We start from the raw sequence: 20,307 nt of genomic DNA, 5'->3' as shown, positions 1-20,307 counted from the left end.
CCGGGTCGGTGCTCATGCGGGTCGCGTTTCAGCGGTTCGGTTCGGCGCGGGGGCGAGCCGCGCCACGGATTCCGGGGCGGAACACCGCGGACCGCGCGGCCCGGAGTAATCCGGAGTAAGACGCTACCCGTTCAGCGCAGCAGCGGAAGCCTGCCGACGAGCTTGGCGATCCGGTTGCGCGGCCCGACGACACTCACAGCCAGGTACTCCACCTCGTCGTGTCCGGTGTGTGCCATCGCGTCGAGGTACTCGTTGTAGACGCTGGTGGCCTGGGCCGCGCGCGGCATGTCGACGACGAGCACGCCCTCGGCGCGCGTGGCGGCGCCCCGCAGGGCCTGGAGTTGGTCGCCGTCGGCGGCGAGAACCAGGCAGCCCGTCCACGGCAGCCCGCTGTGCACGTCCCCCGCGCCGTCCGCCGCATCGGGGCCGACCAGGCCGGGCGCGGCCTTGCCGACGGCCGCGGCCATGCACGCGGCGGCGTTCGCGGCGAGCCCCGCCGGCAGCGACCGGTCGACGACGATCGCCCACCGGAGCTTCTGGCTGCGGGTCGGCTGGTCCAACGCGCCCACGTCGTCGGGGACGGTGAAGGCGGCGGGCATGGTTTCGGCCGGTGCGGTCTGGGACACGGCGCGGCTCCTTGGGTTCTCCGGACGCGGCGCACGGCTGGTGCGCATTCGTCATAGGTTCGGTGGTTTCCGGGATAACTTAGGTATCCATGCTGGCTATGTCGAACGTCGGCGAACGATATGAGGGAGATCGCGGTGTCCATGGAATTTGATGCGCTCGACTTGGCGCTGCTGCGCGCGTTGCAGAACGATGCACGGCAGACCAACCGCGACCTCGCCGCCGCGGCCGGCGTCTCCCCGTCGACCTCGTTGGAACGGGTGCGGGCACTCCGCGAACGCGGCGTCATCCGTTCCTACCGCGCCGAAGTCGACCTCGGCGCGGTGGGCCGCCCGGTTCAGGCCCTCATATCGGTGCGGATCCGCCCGCCCTCACGCGCGATGATCAGTGGTTTCCGCGAGTGGGCGGCGCGGCTGCCCGAGGTCATCGGCCTGTTCGTCACATCGGGCAGCCACGACTTCCTGATCCACGTGGCCGTGCCCGACACCGACGGGCTGTACGCGTTCGTCATCGACCGGCTGACCGAGCGCCGCGAGGTCGCCGACGTGCAGACCTCCGTGGTCTACGAGCACGTCCGCTCGCCCCGGATCGACCCCGTGCCGCCCACCCGCACGCGCGCCCACGGCCCGCCCCGCTGACCGGGCACACAGCATCCGGTCGTCCCCGCGCTTCCGGTCCAGACCTCGGACGACCTGCCCTTGGACGACCTGCTCGTGGCCAATCTGCCCGTGAACAGCCTGCCCGTGGACAATCTGCCTGTGTCCAGGGGGCCATGCCGGGCGTCAGCGCTGCGCGGCCGTGACCACGCCGCCCTCGTACGCGATGATCACCAACTGGGCGCGGTCGCGCGCGCCGAGCTTGCGCAGCAGGTGGCCCACGTGCGTCTTGACGGTGCCGTGGCTGAGGTGCAGGCGGGCGCCGATCTCGGCGTTGGACAACCCGCGGGCGATGAGCACAAGGACGTCCCGCTCCCGCTGGGTCACCCCGTCGAGCTCCGCGCGCGGAGACGCGGGAACCTCGGGTGCGCGTGCGAACTCCGCGATGAGCCGGCGCGTCACCGAAGGTGCGAGCAGCCCGTCGCCCGCGGCGACCACCCGGATCGCATCCAGCAGCTCCGCCGGAGCGGCGTCCTTGAGGAGGAACCCGCCCGCCCCCGCCCGCAGCGCCGCGTACACGTATGTGTCCAGGTCGAACATCGTCAGCATGAGGATCCGGACACCGGCGAGATCGGGATCGGCGCAGATCCGCCGGGTCGCCTCGATCCCGTCGACCTCGGGCATCCGGACGTCCATCAGCACGACATCGGGGCGCTCGCGTCGGGCCAGGTCCACGGCGCGCGCCCCGTCGGCCGCCTCGCCCACAGTGGTGAGTCCCGGTGCCGCGTCGATCAGCACGCGGAAACTGCCCCGCAGCAGTGCCTGATCGTCGGCGATCAGCACCGTGGTCGGCCGCGGTTCCCCTGCGTGCGGCGCGTTCCCGGCCGGGTCCGCCGTGCCGCCCGGCGCCACCCCGGGCGCCGCGTCCGTGTCACCCACTCGCTCCACCCCGCCCACCCCGCCCGCCGCCTCTGCTGCCCGGCTCGGCCCTACGGCCATGCCCGCTGCTCCGCCGCCCATCTTCGCCGCCTGGTTCTCCACCGGCTGCTTCTGCGCCGCCTGTTTCTGCGCCGGCTGTTTCTGCGCCGCCGACCTGCTGTGTCCGCACATCGGCGCCCGCAGGAGGTACCGGCGTCCCGCCCGCTCCCGGCAGCACCACCGCGACGCGGAAGCCCCGACCGGGCCGCGGCCCGGCGGTGAAGGTCCCATGATGCATCGCCACCCGCTCCGCCATGCCGATCAGCCCGTGCCCGGCGCCGGTTCCCCGGACGTCGGGCAGTGTGCGGGCGCCGGGGCCGTCATCGGCGATCTCGACCCGGACGTCCCCGGAATCGGCTGCGACCAGCACCGAGGCACGCGCCGGCGCCGCGTGCCTCGCGACGTTGGTCAGTGCCTCCTGCACGATCCGGTACACCGTGAGCGCGACTCCCTCGGGCAACCGCACCGGCACGTCCACCTCCAGGTCCACCCGCACCCCCGTGAGCGCCGCCCGCTCGGCGAGAGCGGGCAGACCCGCCAGATCAGGGGCCGGCGGCGCCGGCGCCGCCTCCGCTTCGGAGCCCTCCGCAGGGGAGCGGAGCACGTCGAGGACGCGGCGGAGCTCGATGAGGGCTTCGCGGCCGGTGCTCTCGATGACCCGCAGCGCGTCGCGGCCCTCCTCCGGCCTGGCCTGCGCCACGTGGTTGGCGACCCCGGCCTTGACGGTGATCAGGCCCAGGCTGTGCGCGACGACGTCGTGCATCTCCCGCGCGATGCGCAGCCGCTCCTCCGCCACCGCCTGCTCGGCGTGCTGCCGGGCGAACCGCTCCGTGGCCAGCCGCCGGTCGCGCGTGCCCCGCCCCAGCGACCAGGAGAACGCCAGCAGCAGCACCCCCACCCCCACGGACATGTCGGCTTCGATCCCCGGCCCGCGGGACGGGCCCGACAGCACGAGGAGGACCGCGGCGGCGGCGCTCAGCGAACCGACGATCCACGCGGGCACCCACGAGCGCCGGGCGTCCGCAGCCGCCATGGTGTACAGCGTCAGCGCGGCGCCCACCATGGGCTCGCGAACGACACCCAGCAGCGCCGCCGCCACGGACAGCGCCAGGACGCCCCAGAACACCGGGACCGGCCGATACCGTCGCAGCGCGACGGGCACACTCATGCCCGCCACAACGACTAGGTCGGCCCACAACGGCAGCCCCGAGGCGCCGTCGCCGACCCGCGCGAGCACCTGCCCGGCCAGGACGGCCAAGTACACGACCGCGGCGACGGCATCGCCCAGCACCAGCAGCGAGTGTCCGGGTGACCCGCCGGTAGCCCGCCCGCCGGTGGCCCGCCCGCCGGTAGTCTGCCCGCCGTCGATTCCGCTCACGCGGGCAACGGTATCCGGGCCACCGGCGCGGCGCCTCGGACCGCAGGCCGACATCCTCGAGGCAGAGCCGCGGCGCTCAGGCCGCCCCCTGCTCGGCCCGTGGTCGCGGCCGAAACCGGGACACCGGTCCGATCCGCTGCACGCCCGCGGCGGCCGACCATGGGGCGCATGATCGAAGTACGCGAACTGACGAAGCGCTACCGCGGCACCACCGCCGTCGACGGGCTGACGTTCACTGTCGAACCGGGACGGGTCACCGGTTTCCTCGGACCCAACGGAGCAGGCAAGACCACCACGATCCGGGTCCTCCTCGGCCTGGCCCGGCCCACGTCCGGCCGCGTGCTGGTCGATGGCCGCCGCTACACGGAGATCCGCCGCCCCCTGCACCGGGTCGGCGCGCTCCTCGACGCCGACGCCGTGTCCCCGGGCCTCACCGCACACGACCACCTCCGCTGGCTGGCCCGCAGTAACGCAATCGCCGCCGGCCGGGTCGCGGCGGTCCTCGAACAGGTCGGCCTCGCGGGCGTGGCGCGCACCCGGGTCGGCGGATTCTCACTCGGCATGAAGCAGCGCCTCGGCATCGCCGCAGCCCTGCTCGGCGACCCCCGCGTGCTCGTGTTCGACGAGCCGGTGAACGGGCTCGACCCCGACGGCATCCGGTGGATCCGCGGGCTCCTCAGGTCGCTGGCAGCGGAGGGGCGCACCGTTCTCCTTTCCAGCCACCTGATGAGCGAGATGGCGATGACAGCGGAGCACCTGGTCATCGTCGGCGACGGGCGGCTGGTCGCCGACACCACCGTGCGCGAGCTGACGGGGCGCTTCGACCCGGGCATCCTCGTGCGCACGCCCCGCCCCGACGAGTTCGCCGGCGTCCTGCGCGCCGCAGGGGCCGAGGTGGCGGCCGAAGCCGACGGCGGCCTGGGCGTCAAAGGGCTCGACGTCGACGCGATCGGCGACCTCGCCCACCGTCACAGCATCCCCCTGTACGAGACGGCGCGCCGCGAGACCAGCCTGGAGGACGCCTACCTGCGGTTGACCGCAGCGAGCGTGCGCTTCCGGGGACACACCGACAACGCGAAGGCCGCCTGATGATCGACACGATCGCCGCCGAATGGGACAAGACCCGTTCGGTCCGCTCCACCCGCGCCGTCCTCGCCGTCGTCGCGTCCCTGATCCTCGCCGGGGTCCTGTTCATGGTCATGGCGAACAACGTGTGGGACGGGCTGCCCCCCGAACGGCGGGCCACCTTCGCCGCCATCCCGATGGAGCGCTACCTGCTGCCCATGATCCAGCTCTGCTTCGGCGTGTACGGCACCCTGGCGATCGCCGCCGAGTACGCAACGGGGATGATCGGCACCAGTATGGCCGCGACACCGCGGAGGGGCCGCCTGCTCGCCGCGAAGACCGCGGTGGTCGCCGCGGTCTCCCTCCTCGCTGGGACGGCGGCCGTGATCGCCATCCACCTCAGTACCCGGTGGGTCGTCGGTGACCGGCCCCTCCCGAACCACACCGCGTCGTTCACCGACGAGCTCCCGATGCTCCTGGCCTCCGGGCTCTCGGTGGCCCTCATCGCCGTCCTCGGGCTGGGGATGGCGACGGCGCTCCGCTCGACGGCGGTGCCGCTGGTCGTCCTCAGCGCTCTGCTGTTCGTCGTGCCGACCTTCACCCAGTTCCTCCCGGAGGCGTGGGCGGACGAAGCCGCTTCCATGATGCTGCCGGCGCTGCCGGGCCAGCTCGCCTCGGTCGCACGGGAGGGTCCCAACCCCGTCAGCGGTCCGTTCGCCGACGCCGGTGTCCTGTCGCCCTTAGCTGCCACGGCGGTCATGGCGGGCTATGTTGTGCTGGCGGTCGGGGTTGCGTCGCTCGCCATTTCAAGGCGCGACGTGTGACATCGAGGAGGGGATTGCCATCGGCGTTACGGGTTCCAGCGGCGGAGCGGAATCGGGCGGCGGAACGGGTTCGGGTAGCGGAACGGGTTCGGGCGGTGGGTCGGCGGGGCCCGGCGGGGAACCCGACAAGGCGGAGGGGGCGCCTGGCATAGGGTTGGCCCAGTCGGAACGGCGCGGGCAGATCCGCAGGGAGGCGCCCCCGGAGAATGCGGGCGACACGCCCGGGGCGGAACGGTTCCCGGATCGCGATCCGAGCGCGGGGCGGGCGGCGAGAGAGTCGGATCGGGGCCGCGCGCCGGGCGGTTCGGACATGGGCGGGCCGGGCTCCGTCGGCGGACCCGGCTCTGGTCCGGCCTCCGGTGCCGATGGCGACACGGGGCCGGGCACGTCCCCGGGGTCCCCGGAGCCCCAGGAATCCCTGGAGTCTCCGGAGCACTCGGAGTCCTCGGAGTCCCCGGGATCCTCCGCAGAGGACGCAGGGAAGGACGCAGGGAAGAAGGGCTCGGACCGCACGTCCTGGCGGGAGATGGCGGTCATCGCCGCCATAGGGCTCGCGCTGGCGCTCGTCGTCCAGACCTGGATCGTGCAGCCGTTCTCCATTCCGTCGGGGTCCATGGAGAACACGCTGCTGATCGGGGACCGGGTGTTCGTCGACAAGCTGTTCTACCGGGCGAACGGGGTGCAGCGCGGCGACGTGATCGTGTTCAGCGGCGACGAGTCCTGGGACAAGCCCCCGGGGCCGGACCCGTGGGAACCCGCCGACCTCGTCCCGTCCGGCGGCATCCTCGGATTCTTCAGCGGGACGGACTACACCAAGCGCGTCATCGGGATGCCCGGCGACACGGTGGAGTGCTGCGACTCCGAGCGCCGCCTCCTCGTCAACGGGGAGCCGCTGGACGAGCCCTACCTGTTCCCCGACAGCCTCTCCACTCATCAGGAGTTCGGCCCGGTGACCGTCGGCGAGGGCCGCCTGTGGGTGATGGGCGACCACCGCGGCGCCTCGCACGACTCGCGCGGGCACAGCACGGACCCGGGCAGCGACGGGACCATCCCGGAGTCCTCGGTGATCGGCAAGGCGTTCATGATCCACTGGCCGTTCGATCGTTTCGGGCGCCTCCCGGACTCCTGAGGGCCTTTCCGGACTCGGGACCGACCCCGGGACCGTGGCCGGCCCAGGCCGGCCCAGGCCGGGCTTGCGAGGCCGCCGGGTTGGAGGCTGTTCCGGGTCGGGTCGGGTCGTCCCGGTCCGGGCCGTTCCGGGACGGGTGACGCTCCTGGGCCGAGCTGGTCCGACCCGGTGCCATGGCCGGCGCCTGCCCCGGCTGCCGAGCGGGGCCCTGGGCCGAATGCCGATCCGGATACCGATCCGGGTTCCGGCTCGAATTCCGGTCCGGGTGCGGCCGCGGGCGACGGCCCGCTCCGCCCGTACGCGGGCGGAGCGGGCAGCGGGCGGGAACGACCTGCCCGCGCCGCGTCCCATGGCTCGGACGGGGACGAGAGCGGGGCGCGACCGTGCCATGGGACGACCGGCTTGCGCCGAAGCGTCTGCCACCCCGCCCGTCCCGCCACCCCGCCCGTCCCGCCACCCCGCCCGTCCCGCCACCCCGCCGCCCGCTGGCGGGAACGGCCCGCCGGGGCGCTCCCTCGTGACAGTGGGGCGCCTGCGCTGGTTTTCCACAGACTCCCGCGTCGACATTGCGGAACAGGCTCGACAGGCGCCAGGATTTCAGCGCGGGTCGGTTCGAGGGTGGTCTGCCCCCGGAAGGGGTGGGGCATGCTCTCTCTCCGGCAGGCTCGCCCCACTATCGCCCCTACCGCCGCACATCCGCCGCACCTTCCGCCCTACTCCCGAGCCACCGCGCCACCCCCGCCCCACTGCCACTCACTCCCGCCCCGCTCCGACCTACTCCCACCCCGGTCCCACCCCGCCACCACCCGCGCTCCCGCCCCAACCCGCCCCAACCCGCCCCAACCCGCCCCAACCCGCCCCAGTCCGATCCCGAGTCGAGGAGACCAGCCAGTGACCAGTAACCCGCACCACACAGCCCAGCAGGCAGCCGATGAGCTGCGGTCCCGTACCGGGGTCGATTCCTACGACGTGGCGTTGGTGATGGGTTCGGGGTGGGCTCCCGCGGCCGATGCGTTGGGCGACGGCGTGGAGTTCCCCGTTGCGGAGCTTCCGGGGTTCATGTCGCCCGAGGTCGGCGGGCACAAGGGGGTGGTGCGCAGTGTCGGGGGCGAGCGCAGCCTGCTCGTGTTCTTGGGCCGCACCCACTTGTACGAGGGCCACGGCACGGACGCGGTGGTGCATAACGTGCGCACTGCGGCCGCGGCGGGCGCCTCGGCGGTCATCCTCACGAACGCGGCGGGGTCGTTGCGGCCCGATTTCGCGGTCGGCACCCCGGTCCTCATCGCGGACCACTTGAACATGACGGCGTGTTCGCCGCTGTCGGGTGCGAGTTTCGTCGATCTCACCGACACGTACACGGCCTCGCTGCGCGCGAAGGCCCGGGACGCCGCGGCAGATCTTCCCGAGGGCGTGTACGCCGCAATGCCGGGCCCGCATTTCGAGACCCCGGCCGAGATCCGCATGCTCCGCGCTATGGGCGCCGATCTTGTCGGCATGTCCACGGCGTTGGAGGCCATCGCGGCCCGCGAGGCGGGGGTCGATGTCCTCGGCATGTCGCTGGTCACCAACATCGCAGCAGGCCTGTCCGGTGAGCCGCTGAACCACGGCGAGGTGCTCCAGGCGGGCCGCGCGGCCGCGGCCGATGTCGGTGCGCTGCTGGCTGCCATCGTCGGGCGGCTCTGATGTCGGAGACGCTGCGCGCGCAGGCCCGGGCCTGGCTCGCTCAGGACCCCGATCCGGTCACCCGTGCCGAGTTGCAGGCGCTGCTCGATTCCGGCGACCCCGCTGAGCTGGCGGAACGTTTCGGTTCGCGGTTGCGATTCGGCACGGCCGGCCTGCGCGGGGCCCTGGGGGCGGGCCCCAACCGGATGAACCGGGTCACGGTCATGCGCGCGGCTGCGGGGGTCGCCCGCTGGCTGGGCGGTGGGCGGACGGTCGTCGTCGGCTATGACGCCCGGCACCGGTCGGCCGATTTCGCGCGCGACACCGCCACTGTCCTCGACGGTGCCGGGCTGCGCGCGCTGCTGCTCCCGCGCCCGTTGCCGACCCCGGTCCTGGCGTTCACGGTGCGCGCGCTCGCGGCCGACGCCGGCATCATGGTCACGGCCAGCCACAACCCGCCCGAGGACAACGGCTACAAGGTGTACGTGGGCGGTTCCGGCCCCGACGCGGGAAGCCAGATCGTGGCGCCGGCCGACACCGAGATCTCCGCTGCCATCGACTCCACCGGGCCGGTCGACTCCCTTCCGCTGGGCGGCGCCCCGGAGGTCCTCGGTGAGGACGCCGTCGACGCCTACCTCGCCGCGGTCACGGCGCTGCCGCTGGGCGCGGCCCGCGACGTCTCGGTCACCTACACCCCGCTGCACGGTGTGGGCGCCGCGACCCTGCTCGCCGCGTTCGAGCGCGCGGGGTTCCCCGCCCCGGTGCCGGTCGCCGAGCAGGTCGAGCCCGATCCCGACTTCCCGACCGTCGCGTTTCCCAACCCCGAGGAGCCGGGCGCCATGGATCTCGCCATGGCGGCGGGCGAGCGCAACGGCAGCGACCTCGTCCTGGCGAACGATCCCGACGCCGACCGGTTGGCGGTGGCCGTCCCGGGGCATGGCCTGCTCACTGGCGACGACGTCGGGGGGCTCCTCGCCGAGCACGTCCTGCGGCACACCAGCGACCCCGGGCGGTTGGTCGCCACGACCATCGTCTCGGCGGGCCTGCTCCCCGAGATCGCCGCCGCGTACGGTGTGCGCAGCGCCGAGACCCTCACGGGGTTCAAGTGGCTGGTGCGCGCCGGCGGCGCCGCGCACCCCAACGTCTTCTGCTACGAGGAGGCACTGGGGTACTGCCTCGGCGGCGACCACGGCCGCCCGGTCGCCGACAAGGACGGTATCGGGGCGGCGCTCGCCCTCGCCTCGATCGCGGCCGATGCCAAGGCCGGCGGGCGTACCCTCCTCGACCTCCTCGATGACCAGGCTCGCCGTTTCGGGCTGCACGTGACCCGCCCGCTGTCGCTGCGGGTGCGCGACATCGCGGTCATCGACGCCGCGATGGTCCGCCTGCGGGGTTCCGCTCCGTCGGGTATCGGCCCGTTCCGTGTCGAGGCCGTCGACGATTTCGCGCAGGGACTCGGGGGTCTCCCGCCCACGGACGCCGTGCGGTACCGGCTCGGCGGCCCCGCAGCGGGACGCGTGGTCCTGCGGCCGTCGGGCACCGAGCCGAAGCTCAAGGCGTACCTGGAGGTCGTCGTGCCGCCCGCCGCCGATCCCGCGGCCGCCCGCCTCAAGTGCGACGCCCTGATGGGGGAGCTGCGCGAGGGCGTCGCCGCGCTCATCGGCGCCGGGTGACCCCGGGCGCCGGCTACCCGGCGCCGTTCGGCCGGTCGCGCCGCAGCACCAGCCCCGCGATGACCGCCCCCGCGAGGGCGCACCCGGCGGCGGTGAGCATGGTCGCGGTCTGCGCCGCTGTGAACGCCGCGCGGGCGGCCGCCGCCGTGTCGGCGCCCCCGGCCCGTTCGGCGGCGTAGTCGAGGGTCGCCGCGAGGGAGCCCGCCACCCGGTGGGGCACCGCGTCCGGGAGCCCGGTGCGGTAGACGGCCGCCAGCAGGCTGCCCATGACCGCCACGCCCATCGCGATGCCGAACTGCTGGTGGGTGTCGTTGAGCGCCGACCCCATCCCGGCCCGTTCGGTGGGCACCGCGCCGAGGACGGTGCTGGTGGCGGCGGGGCCGGCGAATCCGGTGCCGCAGCCGGCGAGGAGCAGCCCGGCGGCCACCAGCAGGTACGGGCTGGTCGGGGTCAGCGCGGCGAGGAGGACGAACCCGGCGGCCGTTGCGGTGAAACCGAGGACGATCGGGGCGCGGTGGCCCATGCGCTCCGGGGCGCGGCCGCCCGCGATCGACCCGAGCACGGTTCCGGCGGCGAGCGGCATGACGCCCACCCCGGCTTCCAGCGGGGAGTACCCGAGGACGAGTTGCAGGTGCTGGGTGAGGACGAACAGCGCACTGCCGGTTCCCACGGTGAGCAGGGCGACGGCGGCACTGCCCCCGGCGAAGCGGCGGTCGCGGTACAGCGACAGGTCCACCATCGGTGCCACCGAGCGGGCCTGGCGCCGGGCGAACACGGCCAGCGCCGCTGCCGCAGCGGCGAACCCGATGGCGACCGCCGGAGCGGTGGGGCCGTGCTCACCCATGACGATCACCGCGGTCGTCAGCGCGACCATCCCCACGGTGACCATTGCCGCGCTCAGGGGGTCCACGGGCCGGGCGTGCGGGTCGCGCGACCCCGGCACGAGCCGCACGATCGCCGCGACGGCGGCGGCGACCACGGGCACGTTGATCAGGAAGACTCCGGCCCAGCTCCACGCGGCGACGAGGAAGCCGCCGAGCACCGGCCCCGCCGCCATGGCGACCGAGGCGACGGCGGCCCACACCGCGAGCGCCCTCGGCCGTTCGCGGTCGGGGAACACCTGCATGAGCACCGCGAGCGTGGCGGGCATGACCAGCGCGGCGCCCACCCCCATGAGCGCGCGCATCGCCACCAGCCACCAGACCGACCAGGCCACCGCGGCGGCGGCCGACGCCGCGCCGAGGAGGACGAGCCCGGCCAGCATGGCGCGGCGGCGGCCGTATCGGTCCGCGGCGGCGCCGGCGGCGATCAGGAGTCCGGCGAACACCACCACGTAGGCGTCGACGACCGCCTGCTGCTCGGCGGTTGAGGCGCCGAACGCCGCTGCGATCGACGGCAGCGCGACGTTGAGCACCGTGTTGTCGACCACGATGACCAGCAGCGCGGCGCAGATCGCGACCAGGATCAACCAGCGCCGCGGGTGCCCCTGTGCCCGGTCCTCTGTCGCCGCCATGCCCATCGCTATCCTCCTACGAGTGTTGATTACTCATACACTGTAGGTGAACCCATTGCCGTAGGAGACGCGGGGTACGGTGGAGGCCATGACTTCCAAGCCGACCCAGGCCGGCCCGGCGGTGCCCGGAGCCGTGTGGCTGCGCGAACCGCGCCCCGCCCGCCACGCGCCCGCGCTCACCCGCGAACGGATCGTGACCGCCGCGGTCGCCGTCCTCGACGGCAGCGGCGAGGCCGGGCTGAGCATGCGCCGCCTCGCCGAGACCCTCGACGTCCACGCCACCAGCCTCTACTGGCACGTCGCCAACCGCGACGAACTCCTCGACCTGGCCCTCGACGCCGTGTTCGGCGAGATCGACCTCCCGGCGGCCCACGCCGCCGCCTGGCGCGACGACGTCGCGGCCTTTATGGGGGGCCTGCGCGCCGCGCTGCTCGCACACCCCTGGTCGGCGGCGCTGGCGGGCAGCCGCCCCCTCATCGGCCCCAACGCACTGGCGCGCTCCGAGTTCGTCTACACCGCCCTCGCCGGTGCCGGCTTCGACGGGCCCGACCTGTCCGCGGCCGCCGCAGCGGTGTCCCACCACGTCATCGCGGCGGCCGCCACCGAGACCGCCTGGCGGCACGGCGACCCCGCCACGGCCCGGCGCGCCCTCAACGACCACCTCCGCCGCAGCGCCGCGCACTACCCGACCCTCGCGGCCCACGCACCCTCACTGCGCAACGACTGGGAGGACCACTTCGACCGGGCGGCGGCCTTCCTGCTCGACGGCCTCGCCGCACATGGAGGACACACCTGAACAACCGCGTTTTCGCAGGTAGAAGGGTTTTTATCGGGTGTCCACAGGGCGTCGAGAATTTCTTTCGCGCGGGGGTGCGGGTGTCTACCGTGGAGGTATGGAGAACACGTCGAGCAGAGCAGCGTTCGCGCCGGGGTCCCGCCCGGCGCGCATGCTCGGCATGCTCGACACCGCGGCGGCCCTCGCACAGGAGGGCGCCGAGGCCGACCTCCCGGCCGCGGCGGCCGACGAGCTCGGTGCCGAGATCACCGCCCTGGCCGGGCGCATCGACCGCCTGCATCTCGCCATGGCGGCACAGGCCGCCCGCTTCGCCGCCAGCGGTGCGCTCGCCCGCGCCGGGCGGCGCAACCTCGCCGACTGGATCGCCACCACCACCGGCCGCCCTATGGCCGAGGCCACCACACTCGCGCGCATCGCCGAACACGGCCCCGACTACCCGCTCGCCGTCGCGGCGGCGCACCGCGGCGACCTCTCGATCGCCGCGGTCGGCGCCATCATCGCGGCGGTCGAGAACGCCGTGCCGCACTACCCCGCCGACCAGTTCGACGGCCCCGCCGAGTTCCGCACCGCGTGCGAGGAGCACCTGGTCCCGGCCGCCATGGCCGCAGGGGTCACCTTGCGCGACATCCGCCGCCTCGGCGCCGAGATCCTGTCCCGCGTCGCCCCCCGCACCCGCGAGGAGCAGTACCGCGACCGCTACGCCACCCGCGGCGCACGCTTCGCGCAGTCCCTCGACGCCGGGTTCCACCTCGAAGCCTGGGGCGACGAAGGTTCGGCGCTCACCTGGCGCAGCGCCGTCGAGATGTTCCAGTGCCCGCCGGGGCCCGACGACGACCGCACCGCCCAGCAGCGCTACTTCGACGCCATGATGTCCATGGCCGAGCACGCCTTGGCCCACGCCGACACCGCCCCCTCGGGCGGAGGCGCGCGGCCCCACATCAACCTCGGCGTGAGCCTTGAGCGGCTGCGCGATACCGACGGCGCCGAGCCCGCGCGCACCGACCACGACACCGACGTCCCCGGCTCACTCGCCCAGGCGCTCGCCTCCGATTGCGTCCTGCGCCGGGTCGTGATCGATCCGGTCACCGGCGACCCCATCGACCTCGGCCGGGCGCGCAGGCTCTTCCCCAAGCGCATCAGGGACGCCCTGCTGGAGCACCACACCACCTGCCAGTGGCACGAAGGGTGCGGGGTCCCGGCGCGCTGGTGCCAGCTCGACCACCGCATCCCCTGGTGGCGAGGCGGCCGCACCGACCTCGCCAACGCCCAGCTGCTCTGCGGGCGCCACAACCGCCTCAAGTACATGCGCGAGGCTGCGCATCACGGAACGGCGGGCACCGATCCTCCCGGAGGCGCCGATCCCCCCGGTGGCACCGACCCGCCCGACCACACGGGTCCGGCCCCGCCTATGGCGGCCTGACCCCGGCGCCCATAGTTCCCGCGCTGGGAGGAGCGCCCGCGCCGGGGGAGCAGCGCCCGCGCCGAGCACCTCGCAGAGTGCCCCACCTCTGCGAGGCCCTCGGCATGCGCACCCGCGGACCCGGGGCGCTCCGGCGGTCAGCCGCCCGTCTCGAACGCGTCCCTGAACGCCGCCACCGTCGGCCCGTCCGGCCGGTCGAGCACCGCGAACACGACCTGTGCGAACGCACCGGCGAACTCCGCGGCGAGATGCGCGCGGAACACCTCGGCGACCTCGGCGGGCACGTTGCCGAACACCCCGCACCCCCACGCGCCGAGGACCAGCCGCGTGCACCCGTTCGCCGCGGCGACGGCGAGGACGCCGCGCGCACGCTGCCGCAGCGCCGGCAGGACGCCGTCGGCGAGGTGCGGCGTGTTGCGTTCGATCATCCGCCTGTTCGGCGCCGCGGCCGTCAGGAAGTCCACCAGGTAGGGCTCCGGCAGCCACGCGCCATTGTCGTCGCGGAACACCGGGACGCCGGGGGAGTAGATGATCCGGTCGGAGTAGCGGAGGTCGCGCTCCGCCCGGTGGTGCTCGTAGAACGCGGGACACCGGATGAGGCTCTCGTACAGCGCACTCGACCGCGCCAGGCTCTCCTCCTGGGCACGGGCGCCGTTGACGACCCCGCCACCGGGGTTGCGGGCCGAGGCGAAGTTCAGCGCCGCGACACCGCCGGACACTGCGAGCCTGCGGGCGGCTGCGAGCGTCGACTCGGTCGTGACCTCGACCGCCGTGCCCTTTTCGGCCGCGGCCGCGGCGGCGGGTCCGGCGGCGGGTCCGGGGTCCGGCAGGGCCGCGATGTCCTCCGGCCGGTACAGCAGGGTCCCGCGGCGCATCGGGCCGAGGGACGGGTTCAGGGCGACCTCCCGCCCGTCGTAGGTGTAATACCCCCGCTGGACGGCGGCGTTGGTCTCCCGCCATCGGGCGCGCAGCATGGTCGACACGGGTGGGGCCTCCGATCACGGACGAACCGGCACGCTACCGGAGCAGGCGCACTCCGGAACAGCGGGTTTTCGGGCGCACGGCGGGTTTCAGGCGCACGGCGGGTCTTTGGGCGCACGGCGGGTTTGCGGTGGCACCGGGGGTCATCCGGGAAACGGCGCTCGTTCGGGCACAGGGTGCCCCCGGCACTGGCGGCGCTGGGGGCGCTGGGGGCGCTGGGGGCGCTGGCGGCACTGGCGGCGCTGGGGGCACCGGGGGCAATGGGGGCACAGGCGGCCCCGGAAAGGGGTTCTCGGCGCGGCACGTTCGTCGGCCGCCGTCCGCCCTGAGGAAAACCACACCCGAACCGTACGGCGGCCACCCTGGGGCCGGGGGCGGCAACAGGGCGAACATGTCCACCATGGCCGCCGCCCCGTCACCTCATCCGACACCCGCCCCGCCGTCCCCACCCGCACTCGGACCGGCACTCACACCTGGAGCCGCACCCGCGCCCGGAACGGCACCCGCACCTGGAATGGCACTGTCAGGTGCGGCCCGAGCAGGTGCGCGCTCACCTGCCCCGTCACCTGCCCCGTCACCTGCACCGCCCCCTTTGCCGTCACGTGCGCGGCGCCGGGTCCGCGCGCTGCTGCCGCGGGTCGCCGCCGCCGGGCTCGCACTGGCCTGCGCCGCCGGGGCGGCCGTGCCAGGGACGGCCCGCGCCGACACCGCCTCCGGCGGCCTCACCCCCGAGGCGGTCGACGCCTACATGGCGGAGTACCTCGACTCCACCGCGCTGCCCGGCGCGACCGTCGCCGTCACCAAGGACGGCTCGGTCGTGCATACCGCGGGCTATGGCACCGACTCGGCGGGGGAACCGTTGGCGGCCGACACCCCGATGGGCTTGGCGTCGGTCAGCAAGGCGTTCACCGGGGCAGCCGTCATGCGGTTGGTCGAGGACGGCCGGGTCGGCCTGGACGAGCCGGTGCGGACCTACCTGCCCGAGTTCACCACCGCCGACCCGCGCAGCGACCGGATCACCGTCCGCCACCTGCTCACCCAGACTTCAGGGCTCTCGGACAGCGGGTTCAGGGAGAAGTCGGAACCGGCCCCCGATTCGCTGAAGGGCGCCGTGGCGCGGTTGAGCGGGGTCCGGCTCGTGGCGGACCCGGGGACGGAGGAGAACTACCACAACCCCAATTACCACGTCGCCGCCAGGATGGTGGAGGTCGTCTCCGGTGAACCGTTCGCGGACTTCCTGGACGACGCGGTCTTCACCCCGCTCGGCATGGCCGACACGGTCACCGTCGACACCGCCGCCGACGTCGCGGCGTCCGGCGTCGCCGACGGCCACGTCGCGGTCCTCGGCGTGCCCGTGTCCCTCCCCGAACCGGAGAGCTTCTTCAACGGCGCCGGGGGCATGGCCAGTACCGCCGACGACATGGCGGCGTGGCTCGCCGCCCAGCAGAACGGCGGGGTCGGGCCCGGCGGCGGGCGCATCCTGTCCGCCGAGGGCATCGAGCAGACCCACACTCCCAACGGCACGGAACCGGGGGAGACGAAGGCTCTCGGCTGGGAAGTGGGCCGCACCGGGCGGGGCGCGCCGACGATTCAGCACGGCGGCATCCAGTTCACCTACACCGCGGAACAGGCACTGCTGCCGGAGAGCGGGTACGGCATCGCCGTCATGGCGGGCAGCGGACTGGGCCGAGGCGACGCGGTTGCGATCATGGCCGGCCTCATCGCGCTCTCCGAGGGGGCCGAGCCTCCGGCGCCGCCCGCTGCCGCCCTGATGGCGGTGGACGTCGTGCTGCTCGCGCTCGGCGCCCTCACCGCGCTGCTCGGCGTCCGCGGCCTCTGCCGCGCAGCCGTGTGGGCGCGGCGCCGCTCCGGCAGTCCCTGGTGGGGCGCTGCCCTCCGGTGCCTGCCGTACGTGTCGACGGTCTTCGCGGCCCTCGCCGTGCACCGCCTGTCCGCCCCGCTCGCCGGAGGACGCGACCTGCCATGGATCGGGGCGGTGTACACCGCGCCGACACTGATGCTGTTCCTGCTCGTCGCGGCGATCTCTGGCGCCGCCGTGCTGGTCGCCCGCTGCGTGCACCTGCTCCGCGGCCGCCGGGCCCGCCGCGGTGCCGCGGCGGGCGGAAGGGCGGCAGGCGAGCCGACGGGGGAGCCTATGGGGGAACCGACAGGGGAGACGAGGCGGGAGCCGAGGAGTGAACCGACGGGGGAGCCGTCAGGCGGGCCAGCGGGCGAGGCGACGGAGGCGGGCAGCACGGCTGAACGGGAACCGGCCGCTGCGCCGCCCCGGCTCACACCGTGACCGGCGGCTGCGCTGTCAGCTCCCCGGGGCCTGCGTCGCGAACAGCATGATCGGGTGGCCGTCGGGGTCGGCCACATAGGCCATCCGCTCGCCCCACGGCATGTCCGCCGGATCACGCAGGACGGTCGTGCCCGCAGCGCGCAGCCGGGCGACCTCCGCGTCGACGTCGTCGGTCGCCAGACACAGTTCGAAAGTCGCCGGACGACTGGACGCGGTCACCGGGCCGCCGTGCGCGGGGTCGACGGGGCGGCCCAGCCCCAGTGCGGATCCGTCGAGGACGAGTTGGCAGAACTCCACGGGCGCCGACGGGTCGGCCGGGAACCGGTACGCCGTGTCGAACCCGAACATCCCCGTGTAGAAGCGGGCGAGCCGGTCGACGTCCTCGGTGTACACGAGTGGGAACGGGGTGCGGAACGGCATCGCGGCATCTTCTTCCGTGCGGTGGTATCTCCGGTACAGCCATTTCCGGTACGGCCTGCTCCAACACCGCTTGCTCCGGCACCGCCCGGCCCGGGCGGACGGGCGGGGGAGCGGCGGGGTGGGCGGACCGGGGAGAGCGTGGGACGGGAAGGGGGACGAGAAGGGGGACGGGAAGGGGGCGGGGCGGCCCGCGGTCAGGCGGTCGCGCCGACCTTCTCGATGACGAGGGGGAGTGGTTCGTGGCGCCCGTCGATGTCGAAGGACGTGGCGAGCAGTTCGGCGGCGCGCTCGAACCGGGCGGGTTCGTCGGCGTGCAGGGTGAACAGGGGCGCCCCGGCACGCACCTGCTCGCCGGGTTTGGCGTGCAGGGCGATCCCCGCGCCGAACGAGACCGCGTCCTCCTTGCGGGCGCGGCCGGCGCCCAGGCGCCACGCCGCCACCCCCACGGCGTGCGCGTCGAGCCGGGTGAGCACGCCGGTCGACGGCGCGAGGATCTGGGTGCGCTCCGCGGCGACCGGCAGCGGGGCGTCCGGGTCGCCGTCCTGCGCGGTGATCATGCTCCGCCACGCGTCCATGGCGGAGCCGTCGCTCAGTGCCGCGGCGGGGTCCTTGGCGCCGTCGAGTCCCGCGGCGGCGAGCATCTCCCTGGCCAGCGCCACCGTCAGCTCGACGACGTCCGAAGGGCCGCCGCCGCCGAGGACCTCCAGAGCTTCGGCGACCTCCAGCGCGTTGCCGACCTGCCGCCCCAGCGGTGTGTCCATGGCGGTCAGCAGCGCCGACGTGCGCACGCCGTTGTCATTGCCGATGTCGACCATGGTGCGGGCGAGTTCGCGCGCGGCGTCGACGTCCTTCATGAACGCGCCGCTGCCCACCTTGACGTCGAGCACCAGCGCGCCGGTGCCCTCGGCCAGCTTCTTGGACATGATGGAGCCCGCGATCAGCGGAATGGACTCCACGGTCCCGGTGACGTCGCGCAGCGCGTACAGCTTGCGGTCGGCCGGGGCGAGCCCGGATCCCGCGGCGCACACCACCGCGCCCACGTCCTCCAGGCAGCGGCGCATCTCGGCGGGCGACAGCGCGGCCCGCCACCCCGGAATGGACTCCAATTTGTCCAGCGTCCCCCCGGTGTGCCCGAGCCCGCGCCCGGAGAGCTGGGGCACCGCCCCGCCGCATGCGGCGACGAGCGGGGTGAGCGGCAGCGTGATCTTGTCGCCGACCCCGCCCGTGGAGTGCTTGTCGACGGTGGGCCGCGGGAGGTCGGTGAAGTCCAGCCGTTCACCGGACGACAGCATCGCCTCGGTCCATCGGGCCACCTCCGGCCGGGTCATGCCGCGCAGCAGGATCGCCATCGCCAGCGCCGCCATCTGCTCCTCGGCGACGTCGCCCTTTGTGTAGGCGCCGATGACCCAGTCGATCTGCGCGGGCGACAGCTCGCCCCCGTCGCGCTTCGCGGTGATGATGTCGATGACGTCCATGGGCGCTCCAGGCGTGGTGTCCGAACCGGTGCCCGCGACCCTAATCCACCATCACCCGCCCGCGCGCCCCACTGCGTCAGGCCGCGACCGCGGCGGCAAGGCGGGTGATCGCGGCGCGGAGGCGGACCTCGCCGAGGTGGCCGAGGACACCGGCCACGTGTTCGGCCGACAGCGCCGCGAGCAGGGTGTGCGCGGTGCCCGCGGGGTCGGGGTCGTGTGCGGCGTCGAGCAGGATCGTGGTGTGCCGGTGCCAGAAGCGGTACGCGCCGATGCGGTACCGGGCGCCTGCCGTGGCCGTCTCCGACATCCGCACCAGATCGATGTGGGCGAGCAGGTAGTCCAGGTAGGCGCCGGTGAACGCGGTCAGCCGTTGGGCGGCCGGCGCGCCGGGCCCGAGCGGCGGCGGCCCCGACAGGATCGCGCCTTGGAGTTCGCGCTCGCGCTCGTCGAGGAGGGCGACGGCGAGCCCGGACTTGTCGGTGAACCGGCGGAAGAGCGTGCCCTTGCCGACGCCGGCCGCCGCGGCGATCTGGTCCATGGACACGTCCTTTACCCCGTGTTCCGCGAAGAGCCGCGCCGCGGCGTCGAGGACTGCGGCGCGGTTGCGTGCGACGACGTCGACACCAAGGCGCCGACACTGCTCCCAGACCGCGGCGCCGCGATCGTCACCTACTGCGCCAACCCCGCCTGCCCCAACCCCGCCTGCCCCAACAGTGGACAGGTCGCCGACCGCCTCGTGCGACTCGGCTACACCGACGTCCGCAAGTACCGCGAAGGCATCGAGGACTGGACGGTGGCCGGGCTGCCGACCGAACCGGCCTGACCGTCCTACCGGGCCGGCCCTCGGCGCCGTGGTGCCGTAGCCGGTGGCGGTCGGGTAGCGGGCCGGAACCGGGTCGGGACGGACACGGTTCCCGGCAGGGGTCCTGGAGCGGGCCGGGGGTGCACGGTACCGGAACCGGGCGCCCGCCCGGCCCGTCCGAGTAGGGGCCGATGCGGACCAGCCGGGGATCGGGGAACGGGGTAGGCGGCGATGGGCTCAGCCAGGAGCAGGCGTCGGCGGCGCGAACATCCGGGGCGGGCGCCCACCGTGGTCAAAGTGGGGGTCGTGCTGGCAGGTCTTGGCCTGATCACGATCGTCAATGTCTTGACAGACACCCTGTCCACCAGGCGCCACGAGATTCCTGACAGCGGATGGCTCGATGTGCTCTTGGTGGTGCTGGGCTTGGTGGTCGGCGGTGCGGGGGTCGGCCTGATCCATGTCTTCGGGCGGCGAAACGGGGAGATCGTGTCCGACTGGATCGTGCACCCCGAATCGAAGTGGAGCCCCGCCCGCGACCTGCCGCACGGCTTCAGCCCGGAGCAGGTGCACAGGAACGGGCCCCGCCCGTCCCCGAACGACCCCAGGCCGCCAAAGTGACCGTCCGGCCGAGAGTCCGGCAGGCAGGCTCGGTACGCGGGACGGGCGGCC

At 74.0% G+C, this 20,307-nt stretch carries 19 protein-coding genes; 11 read left to right on the top strand and 8 right to left on the bottom strand.

What is annotated here, in order from left to right; genetic code table 11:
- Positions 1 to 131: 131 nt before the first annotated feature.
- Entirely contained in the window at positions 132 to 626 is a 495-nt protein-coding gene (locus tag CLV63_RS16565) for a DUF2000 domain-containing protein (protein ID WP_245928860.1), read from the bottom strand.
- A 141-nt stretch (positions 627 to 767) separates the two neighbouring features.
- On the opposite strand from CLV63_RS16565, the gene CLV63_RS16560 reads away from it, so the two are divergent.
- A complete protein-coding gene (locus tag CLV63_RS16560) occupies positions 768 to 1,262 on the top strand; it encodes an Lrp/AsnC family transcriptional regulator (protein ID WP_106584034.1) in 495 nt (164 codons plus the stop codon).
- A gap of 144 nt (positions 1,263 to 1,406) precedes the next feature.
- Here the strand turns inward: CLV63_RS16560 and CLV63_RS16555 are convergent, their stop codons facing one another.
- A complete protein-coding gene (locus CLV63_RS16555; protein ID WP_245928874.1) occupies positions 1,407 to 2,063 on the bottom strand; it encodes a response regulator in 657 nt (218 codons plus the stop codon).
- Between the two features lie 88 nt (positions 2,064 to 2,151).
- Positions 2,152 to 3,576: a sensor histidine kinase gene (locus CLV63_RS16550; protein ID WP_211301338.1), complete on the bottom strand. Its 1,425-nt coding sequence runs from the start codon at positions 3,574 to 3,576 to the stop codon at positions 2,152 to 2,154.
- A gap of 168 nt (positions 3,577 to 3,744) precedes the next feature.
- Here CLV63_RS16550 and CLV63_RS16545 point away from each other — a divergent pair, with 168 nt between their 5' ends.
- The 5 genes from CLV63_RS16545 (at position 3,745) to CLV63_RS16525 (ending at position 9,929) form a co-directional block, all read left to right on the top strand.
- Positions 3,745 to 4,665, top strand: a complete 921-nt coding sequence (locus CLV63_RS16545; RefSeq protein WP_106584030.1) for an ABC transporter ATP-binding protein — start codon at positions 3,745 to 3,747, stop codon at positions 4,663 to 4,665.
- A complete protein-coding gene (locus CLV63_RS16540) occupies positions 4,665 to 5,465 on the top strand; it encodes an ABC transporter permease (RefSeq protein ID WP_106583928.1) in 801 nt (266 codons plus the stop codon). The genes CLV63_RS16545 and CLV63_RS16540 overlap by 1 nt, the downstream gene beginning before the upstream one ends.
- 526 nt (positions 5,466 to 5,991) lie before the next feature.
- On the top strand, positions 5,992 to 6,594 hold the full coding sequence (gene lepB / locus CLV63_RS16535) for a signal peptidase I (RefSeq protein ID WP_245928859.1): 603 nt from the start codon (positions 5,992 to 5,994) through the stop codon (positions 6,592 to 6,594).
- 891 nt (positions 6,595 to 7,485) lie between these two features.
- Positions 7,486 to 8,277 (top strand): purine-nucleoside phosphorylase, encoded by a 792-nt coding sequence (locus tag CLV63_RS16530; protein ID WP_106583926.1) that lies wholly within the window; start codon positions 7,486 to 7,488, stop codon positions 8,275 to 8,277.
- Positions 8,277 to 9,929 (top strand): phospho-sugar mutase, encoded by a 1,653-nt coding sequence (locus tag CLV63_RS16525; RefSeq protein ID WP_106583925.1) that lies wholly within the window; start codon positions 8,277 to 8,279, stop codon positions 9,927 to 9,929. The genes CLV63_RS16530 and CLV63_RS16525 overlap by 1 nt, the downstream gene beginning before the upstream one ends.
- Before the next feature lie 13 nt (positions 9,930 to 9,942).
- On the opposite strand, the gene CLV63_RS16520 is transcribed toward CLV63_RS16525, so the two are convergent.
- Positions 9,943 to 11,442, bottom strand: a complete 1,500-nt coding sequence (locus CLV63_RS16520) for an MFS transporter (RefSeq protein WP_245928858.1) — start codon at positions 11,440 to 11,442, stop codon at positions 9,943 to 9,945.
- 88 nt (positions 11,443 to 11,530) lie between these two features.
- On the opposite strand from CLV63_RS16520, the gene CLV63_RS16515 reads away from it, so the two are divergent.
- Both CLV63_RS16515 and CLV63_RS16510 read left to right on the top strand, forming a co-directional pair.
- The gene (locus CLV63_RS16515) at positions 11,531 to 12,238 is read left to right on the top strand and encodes a TetR/AcrR family transcriptional regulator C-terminal domain-containing protein (protein WP_106584029.1); all 708 of its coding nucleotides are present in this window, start codon (positions 11,531 to 11,533) and stop codon (positions 12,236 to 12,238) included.
- Positions 12,239 to 12,335: 97 nt separating this feature from the next.
- Positions 12,336 to 13,658: an HNH endonuclease gene (locus CLV63_RS16510; protein ID WP_106583923.1), complete on the top strand. Its 1,323-nt coding sequence runs from the start codon at positions 12,336 to 12,338 to the stop codon at positions 13,656 to 13,658.
- Positions 13,659 to 13,795: 137 nt separating this feature from the next.
- Here the strand turns inward: CLV63_RS16510 and CLV63_RS16505 are convergent, their stop codons facing one another.
- Positions 13,796 to 14,641: a TIGR02452 family protein gene (locus CLV63_RS16505; RefSeq protein ID WP_245928857.1), complete on the bottom strand. Its 846-nt coding sequence runs from the start codon at positions 14,639 to 14,641 to the stop codon at positions 13,796 to 13,798.
- 590 nt (positions 14,642 to 15,231) lie between these two features.
- Here CLV63_RS16505 and CLV63_RS16495 point away from each other — a divergent pair.
- A complete protein-coding gene (locus tag CLV63_RS16495; RefSeq protein WP_245928856.1) occupies positions 15,232 to 16,941 on the top strand; it encodes a serine hydrolase in 1,710 nt (569 codons plus the stop codon).
- Between the two features lie 15 nt (positions 16,942 to 16,956).
- Here the strand turns inward: CLV63_RS16495 and CLV63_RS16490 are convergent, their stop codons facing one another.
- The 3 genes from CLV63_RS16490 to CLV63_RS16480 all read right to left on the bottom strand — a co-directional run bounded on the left by CLV63_RS16490 (position 16,957) and on the right by CLV63_RS16480 (position 19,374).
- Positions 16,957 to 17,361 (bottom strand): VOC family protein, encoded by a 405-nt coding sequence (locus tag CLV63_RS16490; protein WP_106583920.1) that lies wholly within the window; start codon positions 17,359 to 17,361, stop codon positions 16,957 to 16,959.
- A gap of 194 nt (positions 17,362 to 17,555) precedes the next feature.
- Positions 17,556 to 18,836: a thymidine phosphorylase gene (locus CLV63_RS16485; RefSeq protein WP_106583919.1), complete on the bottom strand. Its 1,281-nt coding sequence runs from the start codon at positions 18,834 to 18,836 to the stop codon at positions 17,556 to 17,558.
- A gap of 76 nt (positions 18,837 to 18,912) precedes the next feature.
- Positions 18,913 to 19,374 (bottom strand): TetR/AcrR family transcriptional regulator, encoded by a 462-nt coding sequence (locus tag CLV63_RS16480; RefSeq protein WP_245928855.1) that lies wholly within the window; start codon positions 19,372 to 19,374, stop codon positions 18,913 to 18,915.
- An 18-nt stretch (positions 19,375 to 19,392) separates the two neighbouring features.
- On the opposite strand from CLV63_RS16480, the gene CLV63_RS34600 reads away from it, so the two are divergent.
- Together CLV63_RS34600 and CLV63_RS16475 are read left to right on the top strand one after the other, a co-directional pair.
- Positions 19,393 to 19,659, top strand: coding sequence for a rhodanese-like domain-containing protein (locus CLV63_RS34600; protein ID WP_245928854.1), 267 nt, complete (start codon positions 19,393 to 19,395; stop codon positions 19,657 to 19,659).
- Positions 19,660 to 19,935: 276 nt separating this feature from the next.
- Positions 19,936 to 20,256 (top strand): hypothetical protein, encoded by a 321-nt coding sequence (locus CLV63_RS16475; protein ID WP_106583917.1) that lies wholly within the window; start codon positions 19,936 to 19,938, stop codon positions 20,254 to 20,256.
- Positions 20,257 to 20,307: the final 51 nt, after the last annotated feature.

The sequence above is a fragment of the Murinocardiopsis flavida genome (genome assembly GCF_003014485.1).
Classification (GTDB): Bacteria; Actinomycetota; Actinomycetes; order Streptosporangiales; family Streptosporangiaceae; genus Murinocardiopsis; species Murinocardiopsis flavida.
The sequence above is the reverse complement of the archived record's forward strand: the minus strand, read 5'-3'. Positions and strand labels throughout refer to the sequence as shown.

Excerpts from the sequence above, each read along its gene's own strand:
- CLV63_RS16560 (WP_106584034.1), top strand. The coding sequence starts at position 768 with ATGGAATTTGATGCGCTCGACTTGGCGCTGCTGCGCGCGTTGCAGAAC.
- CLV63_RS16545 (WP_106584030.1), top strand. The coding sequence starts at position 3,745 with ATGATCGAAGTACGCGAACTGACGAAGCGCTACCGCGGCACCACCGCC.
- CLV63_RS16540 (WP_106583928.1), top strand. The coding sequence starts at position 4,665 with ATGATCGACACGATCGCCGCCGAATGGGACAAGACCCGTTCGGTCCGC.
- lepB (WP_245928859.1), top strand. The coding sequence starts at position 5,992 with ATGGCGGTCATCGCCGCCATAGGGCTCGCGCTGGCGCTCGTCGTCCAG.
- CLV63_RS16525 (WP_106583925.1), top strand. The coding sequence starts at position 8,277 with ATGTCGGAGACGCTGCGCGCGCAGGCCCGGGCCTGGCTCGCTCAGGAC.
- CLV63_RS16520 (WP_245928858.1), bottom strand. The coding sequence starts at position 11,442 with ATGGCGGCGACAGAGGACCGGGCACAGGGGCACCCGCGGCGCTGGTTG.
- CLV63_RS16515 (WP_106584029.1), top strand. The coding sequence starts at position 11,531 with ATGACTTCCAAGCCGACCCAGGCCGGCCCGGCGGTGCCCGGAGCCGTG.
- CLV63_RS16510 (WP_106583923.1), top strand. The coding sequence starts at position 12,336 with ATGGAGAACACGTCGAGCAGAGCAGCGTTCGCGCCGGGGTCCCGCCCG.
- CLV63_RS16490 (WP_106583920.1), bottom strand. The coding sequence starts at position 17,361 with ATGCCGTTCCGCACCCCGTTCCCACTCGTGTACACCGAGGACGTCGAC.
- CLV63_RS16485 (WP_106583919.1), bottom strand. The coding sequence starts at position 18,836 with ATGGACGTCATCGACATCATCACCGCGAAGCGCGACGGGGGCGAGCTG.
- CLV63_RS16480 (WP_245928855.1), bottom strand. The coding sequence starts at position 19,374 with ATGGACCAGATCGCCGCGGCGGCCGGCGTCGGCAAGGGCACGCTCTTC.